This is a genomic window from Providencia sp. PROV109 (assembly GCF_033681625.1).
Lineage (GTDB): Bacteria > Pseudomonadota > Gammaproteobacteria > Enterobacterales > Enterobacteriaceae > Providencia > Providencia hangzhouensis.
Map to the genome: position 1 here is coordinate 723,421 of NZ_CP096320.1, position 22,884 is coordinate 746,304.

The 22,884-nt window shown below is 40.3% G+C and carries 22 protein-coding genes and 1 other annotated feature; of the genes, 12 read left to right on the forward strand and 10 right to left on the reverse strand.

The features are described 5' to 3' along the window. Window positions 1-35 precede the first annotated feature (35 nt). Together radA and nadR are read left to right on the forward strand one after the other, a co-directional pair. A complete protein-coding gene (gene radA / locus M1F25_RS03245; RefSeq protein WP_181489280.1) occupies window positions 36-1,421 on the forward strand; it encodes a DNA repair protein RadA in 1,386 nt (461 codons plus the stop codon). Between the two features lie 29 nt (window positions 1,422-1,450). Then, window positions 1,451-2,686, forward strand: a complete 1,236-nt coding sequence (gene nadR, locus M1F25_RS03250) for a multifunctional transcriptional regulator/nicotinamide-nucleotide adenylyltransferase/ribosylnicotinamide kinase NadR (protein WP_094962742.1) — start codon at window positions 1,451-1,453, stop codon at window positions 2,684-2,686. Between the two features lie 188 nt (window positions 2,687-2,874). Here nadR and ettA read toward each other — a convergent pair whose 3' ends face one another. Next, a complete protein-coding gene (gene ettA, locus M1F25_RS03255) occupies window positions 2,875-4,542 on the reverse strand; it encodes an energy-dependent translational throttle protein EttA (RefSeq protein ID WP_004914750.1) in 1,668 nt (555 codons plus the stop codon). Window positions 4,543-4,765: 223 nt separating this feature from the next. Between ettA and M1F25_RS03260 the strand changes: the two genes are divergently transcribed. From M1F25_RS03260 to trpR, 4 genes are all read left to right on the forward strand, one after another. Beyond that, entirely contained in the window at window positions 4,766-5,047 is a 282-nt protein-coding gene (locus M1F25_RS03260; protein WP_004905698.1) for a type II toxin-antitoxin system RelE/ParE family toxin, read from the forward strand. Between the two features lie 14 nt (window positions 5,048-5,061). After that, on the forward strand, window positions 5,062-5,367 hold the full coding sequence (locus tag M1F25_RS03265) for a HigA family addiction module antitoxin (RefSeq protein ID WP_112308145.1): 306 nt from the start codon (window positions 5,062-5,064) through the stop codon (window positions 5,365-5,367). 297 nt (window positions 5,368-5,664) lie between these two features. Next, on the forward strand, window positions 5,665-7,578 hold the full coding sequence (sltY, locus tag M1F25_RS03270; RefSeq protein WP_164454971.1) for a murein transglycosylase: 1,914 nt from the start codon (window positions 5,665-5,667) through the stop codon (window positions 7,576-7,578). A gap of 374 nt (window positions 7,579-7,952) precedes the next feature. Next, window positions 7,953-8,270 (forward strand): trp operon repressor, encoded by a 318-nt coding sequence (gene trpR, locus M1F25_RS03275; RefSeq protein ID WP_004905694.1) that lies wholly within the window; start codon window positions 7,953-7,955, stop codon window positions 8,268-8,270. A 489-nt stretch (window positions 8,271-8,759) separates the two neighbouring features. On the opposite strand, the gene yjjX is transcribed toward trpR, so the two are convergent. Then, entirely contained in the window at window positions 8,760-9,296 is a 537-nt protein-coding gene (gene yjjX, locus M1F25_RS03280; RefSeq protein WP_004914743.1) for an inosine/xanthosine triphosphatase, read from the reverse strand. 52 nt (window positions 9,297-9,348) lie between these two features. Between yjjX and gpmB the strand changes: the two genes are divergently transcribed. Beyond that, window positions 9,349-9,996, forward strand: coding sequence for a 2,3-diphosphoglycerate-dependent phosphoglycerate mutase GpmB (gene gpmB, locus M1F25_RS03285; RefSeq protein WP_004905690.1), 648 nt, complete (start codon window positions 9,349-9,351; stop codon window positions 9,994-9,996). A 43-nt stretch (window positions 9,997-10,039) separates the two neighbouring features. Here gpmB and robA read toward each other — a convergent pair whose 3' ends face one another. Then, window positions 10,040-10,954, reverse strand: a complete 915-nt coding sequence (robA, locus tag M1F25_RS03290; protein ID WP_004905689.1) for an MDR efflux pump AcrAB transcriptional activator RobA — start codon at window positions 10,952-10,954, stop codon at window positions 10,040-10,042. 185 nt (window positions 10,955-11,139) lie between these two features. Between robA and creA the strand changes: the two genes are divergently transcribed. Then, complete coding sequence (creA, locus tag M1F25_RS03295; RefSeq protein WP_094961919.1) at window positions 11,140-11,616, forward strand: protein CreA; 477 nt, start codon at window positions 11,140-11,142, stop codon at window positions 11,614-11,616. A 62-nt stretch (window positions 11,617-11,678) separates the two neighbouring features. On the opposite strand, the gene arcA is transcribed toward creA, so the two are convergent. Beyond that, window positions 11,679-12,395 carry a two-component system response regulator ArcA gene (gene arcA / locus M1F25_RS03300; protein ID WP_004905684.1) on the reverse strand — a complete coding sequence of 239 codons (717 nt, stop codon included), beginning with the start codon at window positions 12,393-12,395 and terminating at the stop codon, window positions 11,679-11,681. 1,089 nt (window positions 12,396-13,484) lie between these two features. Here arcA and thrL point away from each other — a divergent pair. From thrL to thrC, 4 genes are all read left to right on the forward strand, one after another. Beyond that, window positions 13,485-13,553 carry a thr operon leader peptide gene (thrL, locus tag M1F25_RS22435; RefSeq protein WP_071548816.1) on the forward strand — a complete coding sequence of 23 codons (69 nt, stop codon included), beginning with the start codon at window positions 13,485-13,487 and terminating at the stop codon, window positions 13,551-13,553. Further along, window positions 13,492-13,613: a sequence feature (Thr leader region), on the forward strand. Its footprint overlaps the gene before it by 62 nt. A gap of 24 nt (window positions 13,614-13,637) precedes the next feature. Continuing rightward, window positions 13,638-16,097 (forward strand): bifunctional aspartate kinase/homoserine dehydrogenase I, encoded by a 2,460-nt coding sequence (gene thrA / locus M1F25_RS03305; protein WP_096864560.1) that lies wholly within the window; start codon window positions 13,638-13,640, stop codon window positions 16,095-16,097. Window positions 16,098-16,100: 3 nt separating this feature from the next. Continuing rightward, a complete protein-coding gene (gene thrB / locus M1F25_RS03310; RefSeq protein WP_004905678.1) occupies window positions 16,101-17,030 on the forward strand; it encodes a homoserine kinase in 930 nt (309 codons plus the stop codon). Between the two features lie 3 nt (window positions 17,031-17,033). After that, window positions 17,034-18,329, forward strand: a complete 1,296-nt coding sequence (thrC, locus tag M1F25_RS03315; RefSeq protein ID WP_004905677.1) for a threonine synthase — start codon at window positions 17,034-17,036, stop codon at window positions 18,327-18,329. Window positions 18,330-18,455: 126 nt separating this feature from the next. On the opposite strand, the gene M1F25_RS03320 is transcribed toward thrC, so the two are convergent. From M1F25_RS03320 to M1F25_RS03345, 6 genes are all read right to left on the reverse strand, one after another. Next, a complete protein-coding gene (locus M1F25_RS03320; RefSeq protein ID WP_180312359.1) occupies window positions 18,456-19,115 on the reverse strand; it encodes a hypothetical protein in 660 nt (219 codons plus the stop codon). Between the two features lie 61 nt (window positions 19,116-19,176). Next, the gene (locus M1F25_RS03325; RefSeq protein WP_036958562.1) at window positions 19,177-19,407 is read right to left on the reverse strand and encodes a hypothetical protein; all 231 of its coding nucleotides are present in this window, start codon (window positions 19,405-19,407) and stop codon (window positions 19,177-19,179) included. Between the two features lie 418 nt (window positions 19,408-19,825). Then, a complete protein-coding gene (locus tag M1F25_RS03330; protein WP_004905671.1) occupies window positions 19,826-20,017 on the reverse strand; it encodes a hypothetical protein in 192 nt (63 codons plus the stop codon). Between the two features lie 208 nt (window positions 20,018-20,225). After that, window positions 20,226-20,690 (reverse strand): hypothetical protein, encoded by a 465-nt coding sequence (locus tag M1F25_RS03335; RefSeq protein WP_110592429.1) that lies wholly within the window; start codon window positions 20,688-20,690, stop codon window positions 20,226-20,228. A 107-nt stretch (window positions 20,691-20,797) separates the two neighbouring features. Then, on the reverse strand, window positions 20,798-22,186 hold the full coding sequence (locus M1F25_RS03340) for a Cu(+)/Ag(+) sensor histidine kinase (protein ID WP_181489282.1): 1,389 nt from the start codon (window positions 22,184-22,186) through the stop codon (window positions 20,798-20,800). Next, a complete protein-coding gene (locus tag M1F25_RS03345) occupies window positions 22,179-22,862 on the reverse strand; it encodes a heavy metal response regulator transcription factor (protein WP_110592427.1) in 684 nt (227 codons plus the stop codon). Before M1F25_RS03345 ends, M1F25_RS03340 begins: the two co-directional genes overlap by 8 nt. Window positions 22,863-22,884 lie beyond the last annotated feature (22 nt).

The following is a 22,884-nucleotide window of genomic DNA, read 5'->3' on the forward strand; positions in this document are numbered from 1 at the left end:
CTAAGAACAAAATTGAATTTTATGAGGAGTTTGCTGTGGCGAAAGGGGTTAAAAGGGCATTTGTCTGTAATGATTGCGGGGCGGATTATCCGCGTTGGCAAGGGCAGTGTAGTGCTTGTCATGCATGGAATACCATTACAGAAGTGCGTCTGGCCTCTGCAAGCTCTTCATCGCGTAATGACCGCTTAACGGGGTATGCAGGGAATGCGGCTGGGGTAAGTAAGGTTCAGAAGTTGTCTGATATTAGCCTTGAAGAACTGCCTCGTTTTACTACGGGTTTTAAAGAGTTTGACCGCGTACTTGGCGGGGGAGTCGTACCGGGCAGTGCTATCCTAATTGGAGGTAACCCGGGAGCGGGTAAGAGTACCTTATTGCTGCAAACCATGTGTTTGTTGTCGCGTGAAATGAAAACCTTATATGTGACAGGGGAAGAGTCACTTCAACAAGTTGCGATGCGAGCGCACCGTTTAGGGCTACCGACTGACTCACTCAATATGCTGTCAGAAACCAGTATTGAGCAAATTTGTTTAACAGCGGAGCAAGAACAGCCCAAACTGATGGTGATTGACTCCATCCAAGTGATGCATATGGCAGATATTCAATCCTCTCCGGGCAGTGTGGCACAAGTCAGGGAAACCGCGGCTTACCTTACCCGTTTTGCGAAAACCCGTGGCGTTGCCATTATTATGGTTGGCCACGTCACTAAAGATGGCTCATTAGCAGGACCTAAAGTCCTCGAACACTGTATTGACTGTTCTATCATGCTAGATGGCGATGCGGATAACCGCTTTCGTACCTTACGTAGCCATAAAAACCGCTTTGGGGCAGTCAATGAGTTAGGCGTATTTGCCATGACAGAACAAGGGCTTAAAGAGGTCAGTAATCCTTCTGCAATTTTCCTAAGTCGTGGTGACGAAATTACCTCAGGTAGCTCCGTGATGGTAGTATGGGAAGGGACAAGACCGCTGCTGGTGGAGATCCAAGCGCTAGTAGACCATTCGATGATGTCTAACCCACGGCGTGTTGCGGTCGGGCTTGAACAAAACCGTTTGGCCATTTTATTGGCAGTATTACACCGTCATGGTGGCTTGCAAATGTCAGATCAAGACGTTTTTGTCAACGTCGTGGGTGGGGTAAAAGTAACTGAAACCAGTGCGGATTTAGCACTATTACTTTCTTTGGTTTCGAGTTTTCGCGACCGCCCATTACCTAGAGATCTGGTGGTCTTTGGTGAGGTGGGGCTTGCAGGGGAAATTCGTCCAGTTCCAAGTGGTCAGGAACGTATCTCTGAAGCAGCAAAACATGGTTTTAAGCGTGCTATTGTGCCCCATGCGAATATGTCAAAGAAATCACCGCCAGATATGAAAGTGTATGGCGTGAAAAAGTTAGCGGACGCATTAAGTATTTTGGATGAACTATAAGCTTTTAATCTAGGGTAAAAGGAAAATACATGGCTGAATTTGACTATCTTAAAAACGCAATCAAACGAGCGGGTTACACGCTCCAGCAAGTTGCGGATGCGACAGATATGACCAAAGGCTATCTCAGCCAGTTGATTAACGACAAAATTAAAAGCCCCAGCGCACAAAAAATCGCGGCATTGCATCGTTTTTTAGGCCTTGAATACCCTATTCAGCAAAAAACGATTGGCGTGGTGTTTGGCAAATTTTATCCATTACATACTGGGCATATTTATTTGATTCAACGGGCATGTAGCCAAGTCGATGAGCTCCACGTCATTCTCTGCCATGATGAACCCCGTGATAAGGACTTGTTTGTTAACAGTTCTATGTCTCAACAACCCACAGTAAGCGACCGTTTACGCTGGTTATTACAAACTTTTAAATATCAAAAGAATATTCATATTCACTCATTTGATGAAAATGGCATAGAGCCATATCCACACGGTTGGGAAGTGTGGAGTGATGGAATGAAAGGCTTTTTGAAAAAGCATAATATTAATCCAAGTTTTATCTATTCAGGGGAAGTGAATGACGTGCCGCGGTATAAAAAATACTTAGGTATCGAAACCATCTTGATTGACCCTGAGCGCACGTTTATGAATATTAGCGGTAACCAAATTCGTCAGGCGCCGTTTCGTTATTGGGAATATATTCCAACTGAAGTGAAACCCTTTTTTGTGCGTAAAGTCGCTATTCTTGGTGGCGAGTCAAGTGGTAAATCGACGTTAGTCAATAAGTTAGCCAATATTTTCAATACATCCAGTGCATGGGAATATGGCCGAGACTATGTGTTTAGCCACTTAGGTGGTGATGAGATGGCATTGCAATATTCTGACTACGACAAAATCGCCTTGGGACACGCTCAATATATTGATTTTGCAGTAAAATATGCTAATAAAGTCGCATTTATTGATACCGACTTTGTCACGACTCAAGCTTTTTGTTTGCGCTATGAAGGCAAAGAGCATCCATTTGTTCAGGCATTGATAGACGAATACCGATTCGATTTAGTAATAGTTTTAGAGAATAACACCCCTTGGGTCGCTGATGGTTTAAGAAGCTTGGGGAGTGATAAAGACCGGAAAGCGTTCCAAGGCTTACTCATTGAAATGCTTAAGAAAAACAATATTGAATTTGTGCGTGTAGAATCCTCAGATTATGACACACGTTTCTTGGAGTGCGTCACCCTTGTTCAGCAGTTACTGATGTTGGATGACTTATAAAGCCTCACAATAAAAAACGGCATCTAATGACGATGCCGTTTTGATTCTATCTATATGATATCGATCCCTTAAATAATTTGAATTATAGGTAGGCGGCAAGAGAGTGAGTCCCTAGGAGCATACACCAGTATGTGACTAGGGTTAGTAAATGAAGCCAACACCCCTGCAATCCGAAGAATGAAGAATATTTATTTGGTCATACGCTTATACTTCATCCGATGTGGCTGCAACGCTTCCGCGCCTAACGTCCGTTTTTTGTAATCTTCATATTCAGAGAAGTTACCTTCGAAGAACGTAATATTACCTTCGTCTTGGTAATCAATAATATGGGTTGCAATACGGTCAAGGAACCAACGGTCATGGGAAATAACCATAGCACAGCCAGGGAACTCTAACAGGGCGTTTTCCAGCGCACGTAAAGTTTCAACGTCGAGGTCGTTGGTTGGTTCATCGAGTAACAGGACGTTACCGCCCACTTGCAGTAATTTGGCTAAGTGTAAACGGCCACGTTCACCACCAGATAACTCACCAACACGTTTACCTTGGTCAACGCCTTTAAAGTTAAAGCGACCCACATAAGCGCGACTTGGAATTTCAAAGTTACCAATACGCATGATGTCTTGGCCGTTGGAAATTTCTTCCCAGACAGTTTTGCTGTCGTCCATCGCATCTCGGAACTGGTCAACAGAGGCAATTTTCACGGTATCACCTAACGTGATTGAGCCGGAGTCCGGTTGCTCTTGGCCTGAAATCATACGGAACAGCGTTGATTTACCTGCACCGTTAGGACCGATAATCCCCACAATTGCCCCTTTCGGGATTGAGAAATTCAGGTTATCAATCAGAACGCGATCACCATAAGATTTACTTAGGTTTTCAACCTCGATAACTTTATCCCCTAAACGCGGCCCAGGTGGAATAAATAGCTCGCTGGTTTCATTACGTTTTTGATATTCAACGCTATTGAGCTCTTCAAAGCGAGCCAAACGCGCCTTACCTTTAGCCTGACGGCCTTTTGGATTTTGGCGGATCCACTCAAGCTCTTTCTCGATAGATTTACGACGAGCGGCTTCTGTGGAGGCTTCTTGCGCCAAACGTTCATCTTTTTGCTCAAGCCAAGAAGAGTAGTTACCTTCCCAAGGAATACCTTCACCACGGTCAAGTTCGAGGATCCAACCCGCGACGTTATCTAAGAAGTAACGGTCATGCGTGATAGCCACAACAGTACCTTCGTAGTCGTGTAAGAAACGCTCTAACCAGGCAACAGACTCGGCATCCAAGTGGTTGGTTGGCTCATCGAGCAGCAACATATCGGGTTTTTCGAGTAGTAAGCGGCAAATGGCGACACGACGACGTTCACCCCCAGAAAGGTTTTCAATTTTAGCATCCCAAGCTGGCAGGCGCAGTGCATCCGCCGCTCGCTCTAATTGGTTGTCTAAATTATGACCATCTTGTGCGGAGATAATGGCTTCTAACTCGCCTTGCTCTTTCGCGAGTTTATCGAAATCTGCCCCTTCTTCCGCGTAAGCTGCATAAACTTCGTCTAAGCGTGTTAATGCATTTTTCACTTCGCTAACCGCTTCTTCAACAGCTTCGCGTACGGTGTGCTCAAGGTTTAGCTTCGGTTCTTGCGGAAGATAGCCGATTTTCAGACCCGGTTGTGGACGTGCTTCACCTTCGATATCGGTATCAATACCCGCCATAATACGCAGTAACGTTGATTTACCGGCACCGTTAAGACCTAAAACACCGATCTTAGCCCCCGGAAAGAAGCTCAGAGAGATATTTTTTAAAATATGACGTTTCGGTGGAACAATTTTTCCAACCCGATACATACTGTAGACGTATTGAGCCAATTTATTTACCTTTTGATTTGTAAAGGGAATTTTAGTTTTTTAGTCTATTTTTGCTTTAACAAGCTTAGGCTGAAAAGCATTTAATAAACAGCTATATAATTTTCTAGAACTATACCTGAACATCAGAAGATCATCCATCCCTCTCAGTGATACAAGCTTGATGACTTTCTATTATCAATTTGTGGGTGTATAGTGTGTCTATACGCTATACAAGGAGTTGGCCATGATAAAAAGTTTTAAACATAAAGGAATTGAACACTTTTTTAAAATGGGCATTACGTCTGGTATTCAATCGAAGCACATAACAAAGTTACGGGTACAACTGACTGCGCTCAATGTTGCTAAAAAACCACAAGATATGTCTGCACCAAGTTGGAATCTCCATCAATTAAAACGGGGAGATTTGCAGCATCATTGGGCAATATCAGTGAATGGAAACTGGCGACTCACATTTAAATTTGAGGGTGAAGATGCCATTCTCGTTGATTATCAAGATTATCATTAAGTAAGGTGAACATAATGAGCAAAATGCATAATCCAGTACATCCGGGTATCGTTTTACGTGAATATTTAGAGGGTATTTCAGTCACTGAAGCTGCAAAAGCATTGGAGGTAACACGTACAACTCTCTCGCGTATTCTCAACGGTAATAGCGGTATTTCGGCAGATATGGCGATACGATTAGAAATGGCACTCGGAACCAGTGCTGAAATGTGGGTTGAGATGCAAGCCCAGTATGAACTTTGGCAAGCTTCTTTGGAAAAACGCCCCGCCATTAAACCTTTATTTCCGCGGAGGGAAGGTTGTAAGTCATTCATGGACTGAATGGTACGTAAAAGACTGTAAAGTCGAAAAATTCAAGAACTCTCTGCTGTTACTAAATAAAAACTTTCGGTAGCATTAACATTATTGATATATGTTTAATATACCCATAATCCTTCAAGTCGCAGCGCTTTTCGTTGAGGTATAAGTGACTACGCTCAGCTAGCCGAGTCGCATAGTTTATCTATGCCCCTGTCTATCTTCGCTTGTCGCTTGCCTGCAACTCGAATTATTTGGGGTATATATAGGTTAAGGTCTTTCCTGTATTTTGACTTTAGTTTAGCGATGGAGCGAGTGAATATGAAAGGTTGGTTAGCGGCAGTACCTGTGACAATGTTGCTGGTTTCCAGCGCAGTATGGGCGGATTCCTTACAGGCACAACGGGAGCGTTATCAGGCAATTAAGGTTGCATGGGATGCCAATAAAATGGATGAAGTCGAGCGCTTGCTGCCGACCTTGCATGATTATCCACTTTACCCTTATCTCGCTTATCGTGAGTTAACTCAAGACTTGGATATTATCTCGCCACGACAAGTTCAGGAGTTTATTAATACCTACCCAACCTTGCCTGTCGCTAAAAATCTCAAAACACGCTTTGTCAACGAACTAGCTCGCCGCCAAGAGTGGAAATCGCTGCTTGAATTTAGCCCTGAGGCGCCAAAACCTGCCGAAGCCCAATGTAATTTTTATTTTGCTAATTGGGCTGTGGGAAATAAACAAGTTGCTTGGCAAGGGGCAGAAAAAGCTTGGTTAAATGGCCGTTCAATGCCGAGTGCTTGTGATAAATTATTTAACGAATGGGAAAAAGCGGGTTATTTAACCCCTGAGATGACCCTTGAACGTATTAATTTAGCCATAAAAGAGGGCAATACATCGATTGCTAGTTATTTAGCAAAACGCTTACCAACCAGTTATAAAACGATTGGTGATGCGCTAGTGAAATTACAAAATGACCCTGCTTCAGTCGTGACATTCGCTAAAACGATGACGCCAACGGATTTTACTCGCCAAGCCACCATCGCGGCCTTTAGCCGTTATGCGCGCCAATCTCCTGATGCGGCTCGTACAGTACTTAATAGCATAAGTTCTGCACAAAAAATGAATATGGCAGAAAAGCAGTTACTTAAAGACAGTATTGCTTGGCAATATATGGGTGATGTGACCCCTGAACAGGCCCAATGGCGTGATGAGACCATTCAAGAAAGCAATTCATCGTCATTGAAAGAGCGTCGTGTTCGTTTAGCGTTGGGAGCTGGTGATAAAACCGGTGTCGCGTCATGGTTAAAACGCTTGCCAGCGGAAGTGAAAAATAAAGAAGAGTGGCAATATTGGCAGGCCATCACGTTAATTGATGCAGGTAAAAAAGCAGAAGGTGAGACGTTACTTCGCCAATTAACTGAAAAACGCGGTTTCTACCCAATGGTTGCAGCACAAGTCTTAGAAGTAGATTACCCTGTATACGTTAAAACGGCCGTTAAGCCAGACTCAAGCATTAATAAACTCCCAGAAGTTCAGCGGGTTAGAGAGTTAATGTATTGGGAGCTAGACAACCTCGCTCGTTCTGAATGGGTGAGTTTAGTGGCATCGCTTCCAGCAAACCAGCAAGAGCAATTGGCTCGTTATGCGTTTGATAATAAATGGGCTGACCTCAGTGTTCAAGCGACTATCACAGCTAAACTTTGGGATCACCTAGAAGAACGTTTCCCATTAGCATGGGATAAAGAATTCAATTTATATACCAAGTCGAAAGATATTCAAAAAAGCTATGCAATGGCCATTGCTCGCCAAGAAAGTGCATGGAACCCACAAGCTCGCTCGCCCGTTGGTGCGACAGGTTTGATGCAGTTGATGCCAGCGACAGCAAAACATACCGCACAAAAGCAAGGTATTAATTATGTGAATGCGAGCCAGTTGACCAATCCTACGACCAATATTGAACTAGGGACGGCGTATCTGGAAGATGTTTATCAGCAATTTGGTAATAACCGTATTTTAGCCAGTGCGGCTTATAATGCAGGCCCATCCCGTGTGACTCGTTGGTTAGGTAACAGTGGTGGGCGTATTGATGCAGTCGCATTTGTTGAAAGCATCCCGTTCTCAGAAACCCGCGGTTATGTGAAAAATGTTCTATCGTATGATTTATTTTATCGACATTTTATGGGGCAGAAGAATAGTAAGGTGTTGCTTTCGAATGAATGGAATATGAAATACTAAAAATACTCTTCATATTTCGAATTGTAGGGGTGTTGGCTACGTTTGCTAACCCTAGTCACATACTTGTGTATGCTCCTAGGGCTTAGCACACTTGCCGCCTACCTACAATCCGAACTATTTTGAGTATTCATATTTTTATATTTCGATTTATAGGGGCTTCGTATGTTAGCTTTAGTTGCATACAGGTGTATGCTCCCCGAGCTATCCTCGCTGGTCGCCTAATCACAACTCAAACTATTTAGCGTATTAACGCAGTAACTAAATGAAATTTGGTTATTTTTTGTATTGTTGAAGCTTGAAAAGCGTTTGGTTGATGATTTCTAATAAGAGTGTGTTATTATTTGTACTAGTTAAATAGTATGGGTGGATAAACGATGACAGCAAATCAACAACATGACCCGGCGCTGACTGCCGATGAGAACGCTGACTGGCTGCGCTTTGTGAATTTATTACAATTGGCATTTGAACAAGATATTCATCTGCCAGTTCTTCAGTTATTACTCACGCCAGATGAGCGTACAGCGTTAGCGACTCGCGTTAAAATTGTACAAGAACTGATGCGCGGTGAAATGAGCCAAAGAGAACTGAAAAATGAGCTAGGAGTGGGAATAGCAACTATTACTCGGGGTTCGAATAGCTTAAAGTCAGCGCCTATTTCTGTGAAGGAGTGGTTAGAGCAGCAACTTCTCTAAAATACGCGTCATATTTTGCGCTGTGGCGTTGTTGGCTGCATTCGGTTACCCGAATCGCATACTTGTGTATGCTCATCGGGATAACCTCACTTGCCGCCTAGCCACAACCCAAACTATTTAGCGTATTGGTATTTATTGTATTTCAAATTGTAGGGGTGTTGGCTACGTTTGCTAACCCTAGTCACATACTTGTGTATGCTCCTAGGGCTTAGCATCACTTGCCGCCTACCTACAATTCGAACTATTTTGAGTATTCATATTTTTATATTTCAATTTGTAGGGGGGTTGGCTTAGTTCATTCGCCCTAGTCACATACTTGTGTATGCTGCTGCTCTCTTGCCGCTTTTTTCCCACAATCCGAGCTATTTAGAATATAAAGGGTATTTATATTTTAGATAAATAGGCATAAAAAAAGTATGGTTTCCCATACTTTAGTGTGAAAAGAGTGGTGTTTAATCGCACATGCAATTTTAATTATTTTAAGTATAATTAATCTTCTACTTGGTTTAGCTCTTTATAAATTTCATGCTTAATGGGAACTAAGGCCAATATCAAGGCTTGTTGGTAAACACTAGTGCGAGTTAATACCCCATCAGTGAAAAAACCAATGGCACCACCTTGTTGTTTGATATTATCGATGCCTGTTAAAAAGGCCATTTCATCACCGAGTTCGCGGCCTTCACGAATACCCGCCAGAATTTTTTCTGGGATCATAATACTGGCAGAGCGAGATTCGCCGCGTATTTGCTTATGCTCAATCACTATCCAAGCAAATGTCATATCGTCTTCGATACCTGCTTCAATACCAACCCAAAAATCCGCTTCGGGGCGAACTTGCCTAGAGGCCATAACGCGCTGTCTAGCCCCAGTACGGGTTTCATTATTACCGATAGGTTGCTGTGGAACACTGCTATCGACATTAATATCTTCAATTTGATAACTGCCAGCCCCAAAAACAGCATCGAAAGCAAGATGAATCGCTTTAATTTTGGCAGGATTAGTCGTTGCAGCTATAACTTGGTACATTAATTATTTTCCTTTGAACACATACTTCGAAAAGTAATAACGGAACACATCTATGTTACAGGTTTATCTTGTTCGCCATGGCGAAACTGAATGGAATTTAGCTCGTCGCATCCAGGGACAATCCGATAGCCCTCTGACCGCCACTGGACGACTGCAAGCAAGGCAGGTGGCTGAGAGGATAAAGTCAGAAGGCATTACCCATATTATCACTAGTGATATGGGACGCACACTGGAAACTGCACAAATAATTGCAAGTGTATGCGAATGTGAAATTACCACAGAACCGCGTCTACGTGAACTAAATATGGGCGTTCTTGAACAAAGAGCAATAGAGTCGTTAACGCCAGAGGAAGAACAGTGGCGCAAAAGCTTAATTGATGGGACTCGTGGAGGACGAATTCCAGAGGGTGAATCAATGGAGGAGCTGTATACACGTATGTTTGCAGCACTAAATAGCTGTTTAGATTTGCCTGAAGGTAGCCGCCCACTGATTGTTAGCCATGGTATTGCGCTAAGTACGTTAATTAGCCGTATTATGGGGGTTCCTGCCTATTCAGAACGCCGTCTACGTTTACGTAACTGTTCGTTATCTCGTGTTGATTACCAAAATAGCCCATGGCTTGCGAATGGTTGGATAGTTGAAACAGCCGGTGAGGTTACACACTTATCGCAGCCAGCTCTCGATGAGCAACAAGGTTAACTATTTAGAAAAAGGAGTTTCAACAAACTGAAACTCCTCTGCTTTAAGGGGTTATGGTCGAACCTGTTTTGATTGGTACATAATAATCAAAGGTATCGATGTGTGTCTTGGGGTCATCATTTTCTGGGGTGATATGACGTAAATCGATGTTTTTTAATCGATAATGTTCGATATCATAACCTGGTCGACGCGTTAAATTCAGCTTAGGCAAATATACGCCATAAATTTGGTACAAAAACTCTTGTAATGCATCTCGAGTTGGCGTCCCATTGAACGAAAATTTAACATAATGGCCACTTGGTAACGTTAAACTCGTGTACTGGTCAGTGTTAAAACTCGCATCCTCAGGTTTTACCGCAGTGGTATAGAATACCGTTTGTTCATCTTCTTTTTCTGGATTATGAATGGCATGGTGCAAGCCAAAAACTTCAGACGCAATAGTCGTCGTATTATCCAAATAGTAGTGCCAAAATGTTTGGCGCATTTGGGAACAAGCGGTCGACCACTCTTCTAGTGCATAAGAGCAACTTTGTTCCAAGCCAACCAGCTCTTGTGCTGGCATTTGTAGGAATTCATGTTCAATATTGGTGTGATTATCTAAAATAATCGGTGGGCAAATACCTGCAGCGCACCATTCTTCACTCCGACGATAAAACGCTGGAGTTAGGTTAAATTGCTTTTTAAAGGCTCGAGTAAAAGTTTGTTGCGAATCAAATCGATACTGCAGAGCAATATCAAGAATTGGTCGGCTTGTTAGCCGCAATGCAACCGCTGCACGAGAAAGCCTTCTAGCTCGAATATAAGCCCCAATCGCTTGGTCTGTCACCTCTTTGAACATTCTTTGTAAATGCCACTTAGAGTAGCCCGCTTTTGCGGCAACATTATCTAGCGAGAGTGGTTTATCCAGATTGTCATCTATCCAGCGAAGCAAGTCGCGAATAATATTAGTTTGATCCATGTATATCCCCAGCCAATGCGACTTATAGAACAGATATAATCTATCAATGAATTGCTATTCTATATCAAGTTATCTTTTTCGTTTATAGTAAATGAGTTGTATTTGATAATTAGTTAAGAAAGTGAATAATAAATCTTGTGCCACTACGAGGTTTTATCGATTTTTAGTTGAATAGGAAATTCAGTATGCGTTGTTCCAGATTAAAAAATATCATACTTGCGGCATTATTATCAGTGTTGCCGAGCATCACATTTGCTGAGGAAATTGGTTCAGTCGATACTGTTTTTAAAATTTTCGGCCCTGATCATAAAATTGTTGTTGAAGCATTTGATGACCCTGATGTTGACAATGTGACTTGTTATTTAAGTCGTTCAAAAACAGGGGGGATCAAAGGGGGCTTAGGTTTAGCAGAAGACACCTCTGATGCTGCCATTTCATGTCAGCAAGTTGGGCCGATCGAGTTAAATGACCGTGTCAAACGCAAACCGACGAAAGGGCAAGTTGTCTTTCAAAAACGAACGTCTTTAGTATTCAAAAAATTACAAGTTGTACGCTTTTACGATCCAAAACGTAATGCATTAATTTATTTGACTTATTCAGATAAGATGATCGACGGCTCACCAAAAAATGCGTTAAGTGCAGTACCAATTATGCCTTGGTGATTAATTTAGATGATAAAAAACCGGCTATTTAGCCGGTTTTTTGAATATCAATTCAAAATTGATTATTCGTCTAAATCACCGCAAAAGCGATAGCCTTCACCGTGGATGGTTGCAATGATTTCTGGCGTATCAGGTGTTGATTCAAAATGTTTACGAATACGACGGATCGTTACGTCAACAGTTCTATCATGTGGTTTCAATTCACGGCCTGTCATTTTTTTCAGCAGGTCTGCGCGAGTCTGAATTTTTCCTGGGTTTTCACAGAAATGTAGCATCGCACGGAATTCACTACGTGGTAATTTGTAGTGCTCACCAGCAGGGCTGACTAATGAACGGCTGTTGATGTCTAATTCCCAACCATTAAACTTATAGCTTTCCACTAAACGACGTTCTTCCGTACCACCCGCTAAATTCATAGTACGAGACAGTAGGTTGCGCGCACGAATAGTCAGTTCACGTGGGTTAAATGGTTTAGTGATATAGTCATCAGCACCAATTTCAAGGCCAAGGATTTTATCGACTTCGTTATCACGTCCTGTTAAGAACATTAACGCAATGCTTTCTTGTTCACGAAGTTCGCGAGCAAGTAGTAAACCGTTTTTACCTGGTAAATTAATATCCATGATGACTAAATTGATGTCATGCTCAGAGAGAACATTATTCATCTCTTCGCCATCAGTTGCCTCATGAACCACATAGCCTTCCGCTTCAAATATGCTTTTAAGCGTATTGCGTGTGACAATTTCATCTTCAACAATCAAAATGTGTGGGGTCTGCATAGTTGCTACCTAAAGTATTAAAATAAAAATACTGAACTCACAAGCCGTTTCCAGTTAGGTGGTTATTGATATTTTTCTCTGGAAAAACACGTTTATGAGTATAAATTTGTTTTGAAATTCAATAGTGCCATTATGTTGCCATCTTGGGCAAAAGACTTTAACAACAAGCCAAAATATAAGCACTTTCCCAATATTGTACTGTTAACAGCAATATAACAGCTAATACTGCATTTACCACCTAAAAAACTAACTTTTGTTGATACATATCAAAATCAATTGTAGCACGTTAACAAAAATTGTTAGGTAGATAATTATATAAATTAATGCAGTGTTTAGGAATCAGATAGCGTCTAAAAAAGGGGAATAGTTGATGCCCAAGGGGGCTTCGGCTGGGTATTAATGAATATAGTCTTCAATGGGTTAAATATACCATCATAAATAATGTTTAATTTGTGACCTACCTCCAATTTTGAAATGTTATTTTGCTACAAAAAAAGGTGAAAAATTTATCTTGTTAGAGATAACGGGATGTAAATATTTAGTCTGTAATTTTTTGTTTCATTTAATTAGGAAAAATACTTATTTTGTTTTGATGTGACTATTTTTTAACAATTCCATAGCATCTGTTTGTAATTTAAACGAATGAAAAAGTCATGGGGCTAAGTATTAATACGTACCTGTGTAATCTGTTGCTATTGGCGCTCATATATTGATGAACATGGGGGTAAATGATAAGAAATATAGCTGCTAAATGCATCAATTAAGCTGGTCGTTGTTGCTCATCTTCTCATCTTGATTCTCTTCACAGGAAATTACTGAAGGCTATCTCTATTGCCTATTTAATAGTCATTTTGGTTTTTCATTGAGTAAAAAATTATTAATCTTTAAATCTTTGTTATCTTGGTTTTTAACACTGCATTTGATGTAATGAGTGTCTTTTTGTGAATGAGTTTTTCGTGCTGGCAGATAATTTATCGAATAAAAAAAGGGAGATAAAAGGGATGTTTTGCAAATAAATTTGACAAAATATACCAATTGCTTTAACCGTATAGGGAGAAACTTAAAGAATCTAAGAGACAGACAGAATCTATGCGTAATATCAGCCTGACTATTATTATTACCACCACCACCGTAACCACAGGAAACGGGGCGGGCTGACGCATCCAAAAAATAAAAATGAAAAAGCCCGCATACTTAACCGATGCGGGCTTTTTTTTGGTGTTAATTCAGGAGAGAAATACCATGCGTGTGCTTAAATTTGGCGGTACTTCGGTTGCAAATGACGAACGAGTACTGAATGTTGCTGACATCGCTGAAAGTAAACTAGCAGATGGACAAGTGGCTTTGGTGCTATCTGCACCAGCAAAAATCACAAACCATCTGGTTGCTATGATTGAAAAAACGGTTGCAGGACAAGATGTCATCACGCATGTTAATGATGCTGAAATGATTTTTGCTAACCTTTTAAAAGGATTAAAAGAAAAACAACCTGGTTTTGAATATGATCGGTTAAAAAAACTGACAGAACAAGAATTCGCACAAATCAAACAAGTACTGCATGGTATTACTCTTCTCGGGCAATGTCCGGACAGCATTAACGCATCAATTATCTGCCGTGGTGAAAAGCTCTCTATCGCCATTATGGAATCAGTGCTAAAAGCACGCGGCCATAATGTGACGGTTATTAACCCAGTTGAGAGCTTACTCGCGAAAGGTCATTATCTTGAATCTACGGTTGATATAAATGAGTCAACTAAACGTATTGCCGATTTAAATATACCGAAAGATCATTTTGTTTTAATGGCAGGTTTCACAGCGGGTAATGAAAAAGGTGAATTAGTAGTATTAGGCCGTAATGGGTCTGATTATTCTGCTGCGGTTTTAGCGGCCTGCTTACGTGCTGATTGTTGTGAAATTTGGACTGATGTTGATGGGGTCTATACTTGTGACCCGCGTTTGGTGCCTGATGCGCGTTTGTTAAAAGGTATGTCATACCAAGAGGCCATGGAGTTATCCTACTTCGGAGCCAAAGTCCTTCACCCTCGTACCATCGCCCCAATTGCTCAATTCCAAATCCCTTGCCTGATAAAAAACACCACTAATTTAAGCGCTCCAGGTACTTTAATTGGTGATGGGCAAACCGATGAGAGCACGCCAGTGAAAGGGATCACCAACCTGAATAACATGGCGATGATCAACGTATCCGGCCCCGGAATGAAGGGGATGGTGGGGATGGCTGCTCGCATTTTCTCCGTCATGTCTCGCAAAGGGATCTCTGTCGTTCTGATCACACAGTCTTCATCGGAATACAGTATTAGTTTTTGTGTTCCGCAAAATGAGTTAGTGAGAGCTCGCGCTGCACTGGAAGAAGAATTTTACTTAGAGCTGAAAGATGGCGTACTTGATCCACTGGATGTGATGGAACAGTTAGCGATTATTTCAGTTGTGGGGGATGGAATGCGCACTTTGAAGGGCATTTCGGCGCGTTTCTTCTCGGCTTTAACTCGCGGTAACATCAACATTGTCGCTATCGCACAGGGGTCTTCTGAACGTTCTATTTCTGCCGTTATTGCCAATGAGTCTGCCACAACAGCGGTACGCTTATGTCACCAAATGCTATTTAATGCAGAGCAAGTTATCGAAGCCTTTATCATCGGTGTGGGTGGTGTTGGTAATGCATTAATTGAACAAATTCACCGCCAGCAACAATGGTTAAAACAAAAGCATATTGATCTGCGTGTATGTGGTATTGCAAATTCACGTGCAATGTTAACGGATATGCAAGGGATTGATTTAGATAACTGGAAAGCGGAGCTAGCGGAAGCGAAAGAGCCATTTAGTTTAAGCCGTTTAATTCGCTTAGAACGTGAATACCATTTCTTGAACCCTGTCATTATTGATTGCACATCAAATCAGGAAATCGCAGAGCAGTATGTCAATTTCTTGAAAGACGGCTTTAATGTGGTTACACCGAATAAAAAAGCCAATACATTATCGATGGATTACTACCATCAATTACGTGCGGCAAGTGAAACCTCGAAACGTAAATTCCTCTATGACACTAACGTAGGTGCAGGGTTACCAGTTATTGAAAACCTACAAAACTTACTGAATGCAGGGGATGAATTGGTTCACTTTAGCGGAATTTTATCAGGCTCTTTATCATTCATTTTTGGTAAATTAGACGAAGGTATGTCTTTATCAGAAGCCACAACACTTGCGAAAGAAAAAGGTTTCACAGAACCAGATCCTCGTGATGATTTATCAGGTATGGATGTTGCGCGTAAATTATTAATTTTAGCGCGTGAAGCGGGTTATCATTTAGAACTGCAAGATATTGAAATTGAACCTGTTTTACCTTCTGACTTTGATAGCAGTGGCCCTGTTTCTGAGTTTATGGCACGTTTGCCACAACTCGACGAGCAATTTGCACAGCGTATAAAAGCCGCAGAAGCGGAAGAAAAAGTGTTACGCTATGTTGGGCTGATTGAAGAAGGGCGCTGCCAAGTGAAAATTGTGGCTGTTGATGGCAATGACCCACTCTTCAAGGTTAAAAATGGTGAAAATGCACTGGCTTTCTATACACGCTATTACCAACCAATTCCTTTAGTATTAAGAGGTTATGGCGCAGGTAATGATGTTACTGCTGCTGGTGTATTTGCGGATATGCTGCGTACCCTTTCATGGAAATTGGGAGTTTAATAAGTGATTAAAGTTTATGCACCGGCTTCAATTGGTAATGTGAGCGTCGGGTTTGATGTCCTTGGGGCGGCTGTTTCGCCTGCTGACGGTTCACTATTAGGTGATTGTGTAACAATTGAAGCTGCGGATACTTTTTCCCTGACGAATCAAGGAAAATTCGTTGCTAAGCTGCCGAAAAAAAATGAACACAATATTGTTTACCAGTGCTGGCAGTTGTTTTGTGAGCGCCTTGGTAGGCCATTAAATGTCGCGATGACGCTTGAAAAAAATATGCCAATTGGTTCAGGGCTCGGTTCTAGCGCCTGTTCTGTTGTCGCTGCACTGATGGCGCTTAACGAATTTGCAGAGAAACCATTCGATGATACTCAACTGCTTGGCATGATGGGGGAGCTCGAAGGGCGTATTTCAGGAAGTGTGCACTATGATAACGTCGCACCGTGTTTTTTAGGTGGTTTGCAGCTGATTATCGAACAAAATGGCATTATTTCTCAGCCTGTACCTGCATTTGAAAATTGGTATTGGGTTATGGCTTACCCTGGAATTAAGGTATCGACAGCAGAAGCGCGTGCGATCCTGCCTGATAGCTATCCACGCCACGATATAGTAAACCATGGCCGATACTTATCAGGGTTTATTCATGCATGCCATACAAACCAGCCGTTACTTGCCGCAACGATGATCCAAGATGTTGTCGCAGAACCTTATCGTACACAATTATTACCCGGTTTTGCGGCAGCACGTCAAAATGCAAAAGAAATCGGTGCATTGGCTTGTGGTATCTCTGGCTCAGGGCCAACATTGTTTGCTATTTGCGATGAGAAACATATCGCTGAAAAAATGGCGAGCTACTTGCAACAACATTATATTCAGAATGATGAAGGCTTTGTGCATATCTGCCGTTTGGATCTGGCCGGGGCAAGGACAATAGGGTAAATAATGAAACTGTATAATTTAAAAGATAACAATGAACAAGTAAGTTTTGCACAAGCGGTTAAGCAGGGGTTAGGTAAGCAACAAGGTTTATTTTTTCCTCAAGACTTACCTGAGTTTACAGCGGCTGAAATCGACGAATTATTAAAATTAGATTTCGTCACACGTAGCAGCCGAATTTTAAGTGCCTTTATTGGTGATGAAATTCCACAAGAAGAATTAGCTGCACGTGTTAAAACCGCGTTTGCTTTTCCTGCGCCAGTTTCTAAGGTTGAAGATGATGTAGCAACGTTGGAGTTATATCATGGGCCAACACTCGCATTTAAAGACTTCGGTGGCAGATTTATGGCTCAGGCATTGGGCCAAGTAGCTGGTGAGCAGCCGGTGACCATTTTGACTGCCACTTCTGGGGATACAGGAGCCGCGGTTGCACACGCATTCTATCGTCTTAAGAACGTGCAAGTTGTTATTCTCTATCCAGAAGGAAAAATTAGCCCGCTGCAAGAGAAACTCTTCTGCACGCTGGGTGAAAATATTCATACGGTTGCGATTAAAGATGACTTCGATGCATGCCAGGCATTAGTAAAACAATCATTTGATGATGAAGAGCTGAAAAAGGCGTTGTATTTAAACTCGGCGAACTCGATCAATATCAGTCGTTTGTTAGCTCAAATTTGTTATTACTTCGAAGCCGTCGCGCAGATCCCAGCAGAAAAACGTGATCAATTAGTGATCTCGGTTCCGAGTGGTAATTTTGGTGACCTTACGGCAGGTTTATTAGCTAAATCAATGGGCCTACCGGTTAAACGCTTTATTGCAGCAACTAACGTAAATGACACTGTGCCGCGTTACCTTGTTGATGGGCAATGGAAACCAAAGCAAACTGTGGCAACATTATCGAACGCCATGGATGTTAGCCAGCCAAACAACTGGCCTCGTATTGAAGAGTTATTCCGCCGTAAAGGTTGGTCCCTTGATGAATTAGGCCATGGAGCGGTGAGTGACGACGTGACTAAAGAGACAGTACGTGAATTAGATAAAAAAGGGTATTTATCTGAGCCACATGCTGCGGTTGCTTATCGTGTGCTTCGTGACCAGTTGCAAGAAGGTGAATACGGGCTGTTTTTAGGCACGGCACACCCAGCTAAGTTTAAAGAAAGTGTTGAAGAAATTCTTAATAAGGCAATACCTTTACCGAAAGAGTTAGCAGAGCGTGCGGAACTACCACTCCTCTCACACTTTTTACCATCTGACTTTGCACAATTACGCGCATTTTTAATGAAATTAGCACCTAAGCAATAAAAATTGCAAATGTACGAAAAACGGAAGCGAAAGCTTCCGTTTTTATTGGTAATACCATCTTTTATAAAGATAATTATATGGTTTCATATTGCCACATCACTTATTCACTTCTAACGGATTTATTTGTCACATTGAGCTAATGCTAATACCATCGTGCCCATCTCTACCGCCATCAGGTCCACCGCGTCCTCCTTTTCCTCCTTGGCTACCATTGCCCCCATTGCCACCATTACCACTACCAGAGCCGTTGCCCCCATTACCTCCGTTACCGCCATTAGTTCCCCCGTGTCCTCCATTTCCCCCATTGCCATTTACAGTTCCATTCCCGCCGTTCCCACCACTACCACCACCATCTCCATCACCGCCATTTCCGCCATCACCTCCAGTTACACTGCCATTACCGCCATTTCCTCCATTGCCATTACTGCCTTTTTCTGCGTTTCCGCCATTGCTACCATTACCGTTATTTGATCCTGTTCCGCCATTCCCTCCATTTTGGCCATCACCACCGTGTCCACCATGACCACCGTTACCACCATGGCCACCTTGACCATCATTTCCAGCTTGACCCGAATTTCCGTTTTGTCCATAACTTACAAAGCTAAACATTTTAGAATAGTAATATTGGCCATGGAGTATCGAACATACTTTATTATTAATTTCATTTATATTGAGTTCATTTTTTAATAAACAATTAGATGGGGTATTAAATAAGGAGTGAGAGTATGCTGAAAATGAAATAGAACTAATTAATAAGACGCCAAGTGAAATGTAATTTTTATACATGATAAATTCCTCTGTTCCCCCCTCATCGAGTGAGGAGGGAAATATTTAGTGACGAGATATATTATCTACCGTTGCCGCCATTACCGCCGTTACCACCATGGCCGCCATTCCCTCCATTACCACCATTTCCTCCATTACCACCGTGACCGCCATTCCCTCCATTTCCTCCATGGTTTTGTTCATAAATAGTAGAATAAGTCGAAGTATTGTCAGAATGTTTTTCTTGGAAAGAAGTTGCAGATGCTAGAATTGGGAATAATAAAGATACTATGACAATAGATGCTTTATACATATAAAATCCTCGATTAAAAGTTTAAATTGAAGTGAACTGCAAGGAAATTGTAATTCATGATTTTGAATAAGTAATTAATATTTTCATCTAAGAGTGAAATTAAATTTAGTTCACTGTTAATATAAAATAACATTATTTATTTTTTTGTGCGTATTTTAAATGATTTATTAATAATGAATCATTTGAGATAATTAATTAATAATTTGCCAGGTAATGTTTTGTTTTAAAATTAATTATCATAAGATTAGGGTTTTATGGGGTAGGATAGTAAAGTGGAATATATTAAAATACAATTCCACTTTACCATTGATTTTAACAGCATATAGGCCTATGTTTCCTAATGTAGTATATTAAAAGGATATAAGGCTATATATTATGAAGGGAATTACCTTAAGCTTTGTTTGATGTATTCTGAATTTTATTTGATGTTCAGCCAAACATCATCATCATCTCCTTTTACGTTAAACCAAACATCATCATCATCCCCGTTATAGGCTACGTTTACGTCTATATCTAGGATAGGTGGCTCTGGTGGGAAAGGAAGAATAGGAGTAGCGAAAGAGAGAGTTGGAAATAATAAAAATGCAAATATGATTGATTTTTTAAACATATAATCACCTTTTAAAGTTAGTATTGAAATGAACTGCTTAGAAATAATAACTTATTTTTCTTGATGTTCAATAAATATTCAATCAATTTAGTAATAAAAAATGAAATTGGTCAAATAAAATCTATTCGTTGTGTCTATATCTAAATTTTATTTTTTTAATTTAAAACCATATTAATATTTATTTAATAATATGGTTTTAAAGTTATAATTAATTATTTTTTGAATGTCCTATTATTTTACTTTGTATAGAAGCAGATGAACTATTTTTATGAAAGTTTAACATGGTGACGGCTTTTTCATTTTCATTCATATCGGAAAATGGTTTTGCAACTTTTACCATCGATTTTTTATAGTTAGGTGATTGGTTTTGGTGGCTACTGATCATATTCTGCATTGCTGGGGAGGTACTATTTTGAGTAAAATTCAATGCGGTAGCAGCTTGAGTATGTCTATCTAATTGAAGAAATGATTGGGTTGAGTTGATATTATCGTTGACTGAAATACCCGCCTTACTCAAGTGGTTATTAATCGATTTTTGATTAGAATACGATGTATTATTCTCAGTGAAATTTAATGCATTCGCTGCATTATAATGTATTTCTTTTTCTGTTTGAGCGGTTGCTACATGTGTTGTTACAGTTACAAGTGTTAAAGCAAAAATAATTTTTTTCATTACAAATCCTTATTAAGTTAGATAATTTATCTTGTAACTATAATAAGGCTTTATTTCTGTCTGAATACTGACAACAAGATGACAAAATTGCCATTTATGGTAGATATTTAATTTGGTTCCTTAGGTAAAAATACAGTAAAACGTGTTGAAAAATCATCTGATGTTACAGTGATTCTTCCCTTATGCGCTAATATGATTGATTTGACGATAGCCAACCCAATTCCGCTCCCTTCATTTTTTCTTTGTCTTGATTTATCTACTCGATAAAATCTGTCAAAGAGTTTTGCTAAATGTTCTTCTGGTATTTTCATGCCGGGATTGCTGATAATTAATTCAATACCATTTTTTACATTCGAAATATTAATACTGACAGAATCCCCCTTTGGGGTATAGCGGATAGCATTTGATATTAAGTTAGTAATTGCTCTTCTTAACATATCTTTATCGGCCATAATAGGGTCTGTATCACCAATTAGCTTAAGCTTTATTTCATTCTCTTCCGCGAGATATTCAAAATAATCAAATATGAGCTCTATTTCAGTTTTAATATTAATAACTTTTTTCTCAGGGATAAGCCTATTATCATCTGCTTGAGCAAGAAAAAGCATATCAGAGATCATTCGTGATAGACGGTTATATTCTTCTAAATTAGAATATAACACTTCAACGAGTTCTTCTTTACTGCGATTTTTACTCAAAGATATTTGGGTTTCAGTCATTAAATTAGTGATAGGTGTACGCATTTCATGAGCTATATCTGCTGAGAAATTCGTTTGTCTTACGAAAACATCTTCAATTTTGACTAACATCTGATTAAATGATTTTGTTAATTGTTTTAATTCATTAGGTACAGAATCAGGGTCTAAACGCACACTTAAGTTTTCGGAAGTGACATTTTTGATTTCATCGCTCACATCTTTAAGGGGTTTTAATCCTTTAATTACAAGGAAATAAACGACAAGAATAGTAAATAAGCACAATATAATAGCGCTGACAATTAAATTATTTATTAATGAACTCAGATAATCATGATGAAAATTTAATGATAATGCAGTAACCAACCGATATTGTTTAGACTCTGAAGGGGAATCTACCTGAATAATAATTTCAGATAGGCGATAATTTTTAAGCTCTTCTTGGTTATTTTTATGAGGATCATAATTTTTTAAGTACGTAATGAGCTTATCTGTTGCATTGGGAGATATTAATTCATTTCCTTTTTTTTCAATGAGATAAATAGTAATGTCTTGGTGCTCATTAATAATGGTTTTAATACGTGCATATTGTTCACTTTGTGAGTCTGTATTGTTATTTAACAAGCTACGGATCGTTAGGTTCAACTGGTTAAGTGTGTATTCATCTTGCTGTTTAAAATGCAACATAACCGAATTGATCATGATCGAGCTAAATAGTAACAAGGAGAGGGAGAGAGTAATACTGATCAAAACAATAAGACGAATTGAAATAGAGACAGGAGATCGAAAAAATTTAATCATTTTCAGGGATCTCAAGTAAATAGCCCATTCCCCTAATGGTATGGATCAATTTAGGTTCATAGCCTTGATCTATCTTAGCTCTTAATCTTTTCACTGCCACATCAATCACATTGGTATCACTATCAAAATTCATATCCCACACTTTTGAAGCGATAAGAGAACGAGAAAGCACTTCACCTTGATGAAGAATAAAAAATTCCAATAAAGAAAACTCTTTACTGGTGAGTATAATTTTATCATTTTCACGGGTAACGCGTCGCTTAATCAGGTCAACATGCAAGTTAGCAATGGTAAACTGTGTTTTTTGGATGCTGCTGTTGCCTCTGCGTAATAAAGTTCTTACTCGAGCGAGTAACTCCGAAAAATCAAATGGTTTAACGAGATAATCATCAGCACCTAACTCTAGTCCTTTGACTCGATGCTCAACATTACCTAATGCAGTGAGCATCAGTATTGGTGTATTTTTTCCTGAATTGCGTAAGTTCTTTGCAATTTCCCAGCCGTTAATATCAGGTAACATCACATCAAGAATAATTAAATCATAGTCTTCAGTTGTGGCCATATGCAGGCCAGTAATACCATTTTCGATTGCATCAACAATAAACCCGGACTCACTTAAGCCTTTAGACAAGTATTCTCTCGTTTTATGTTCATCTTCAACAATAAGTAATTTCATCTCAGACCTATCAGCCAGGTAA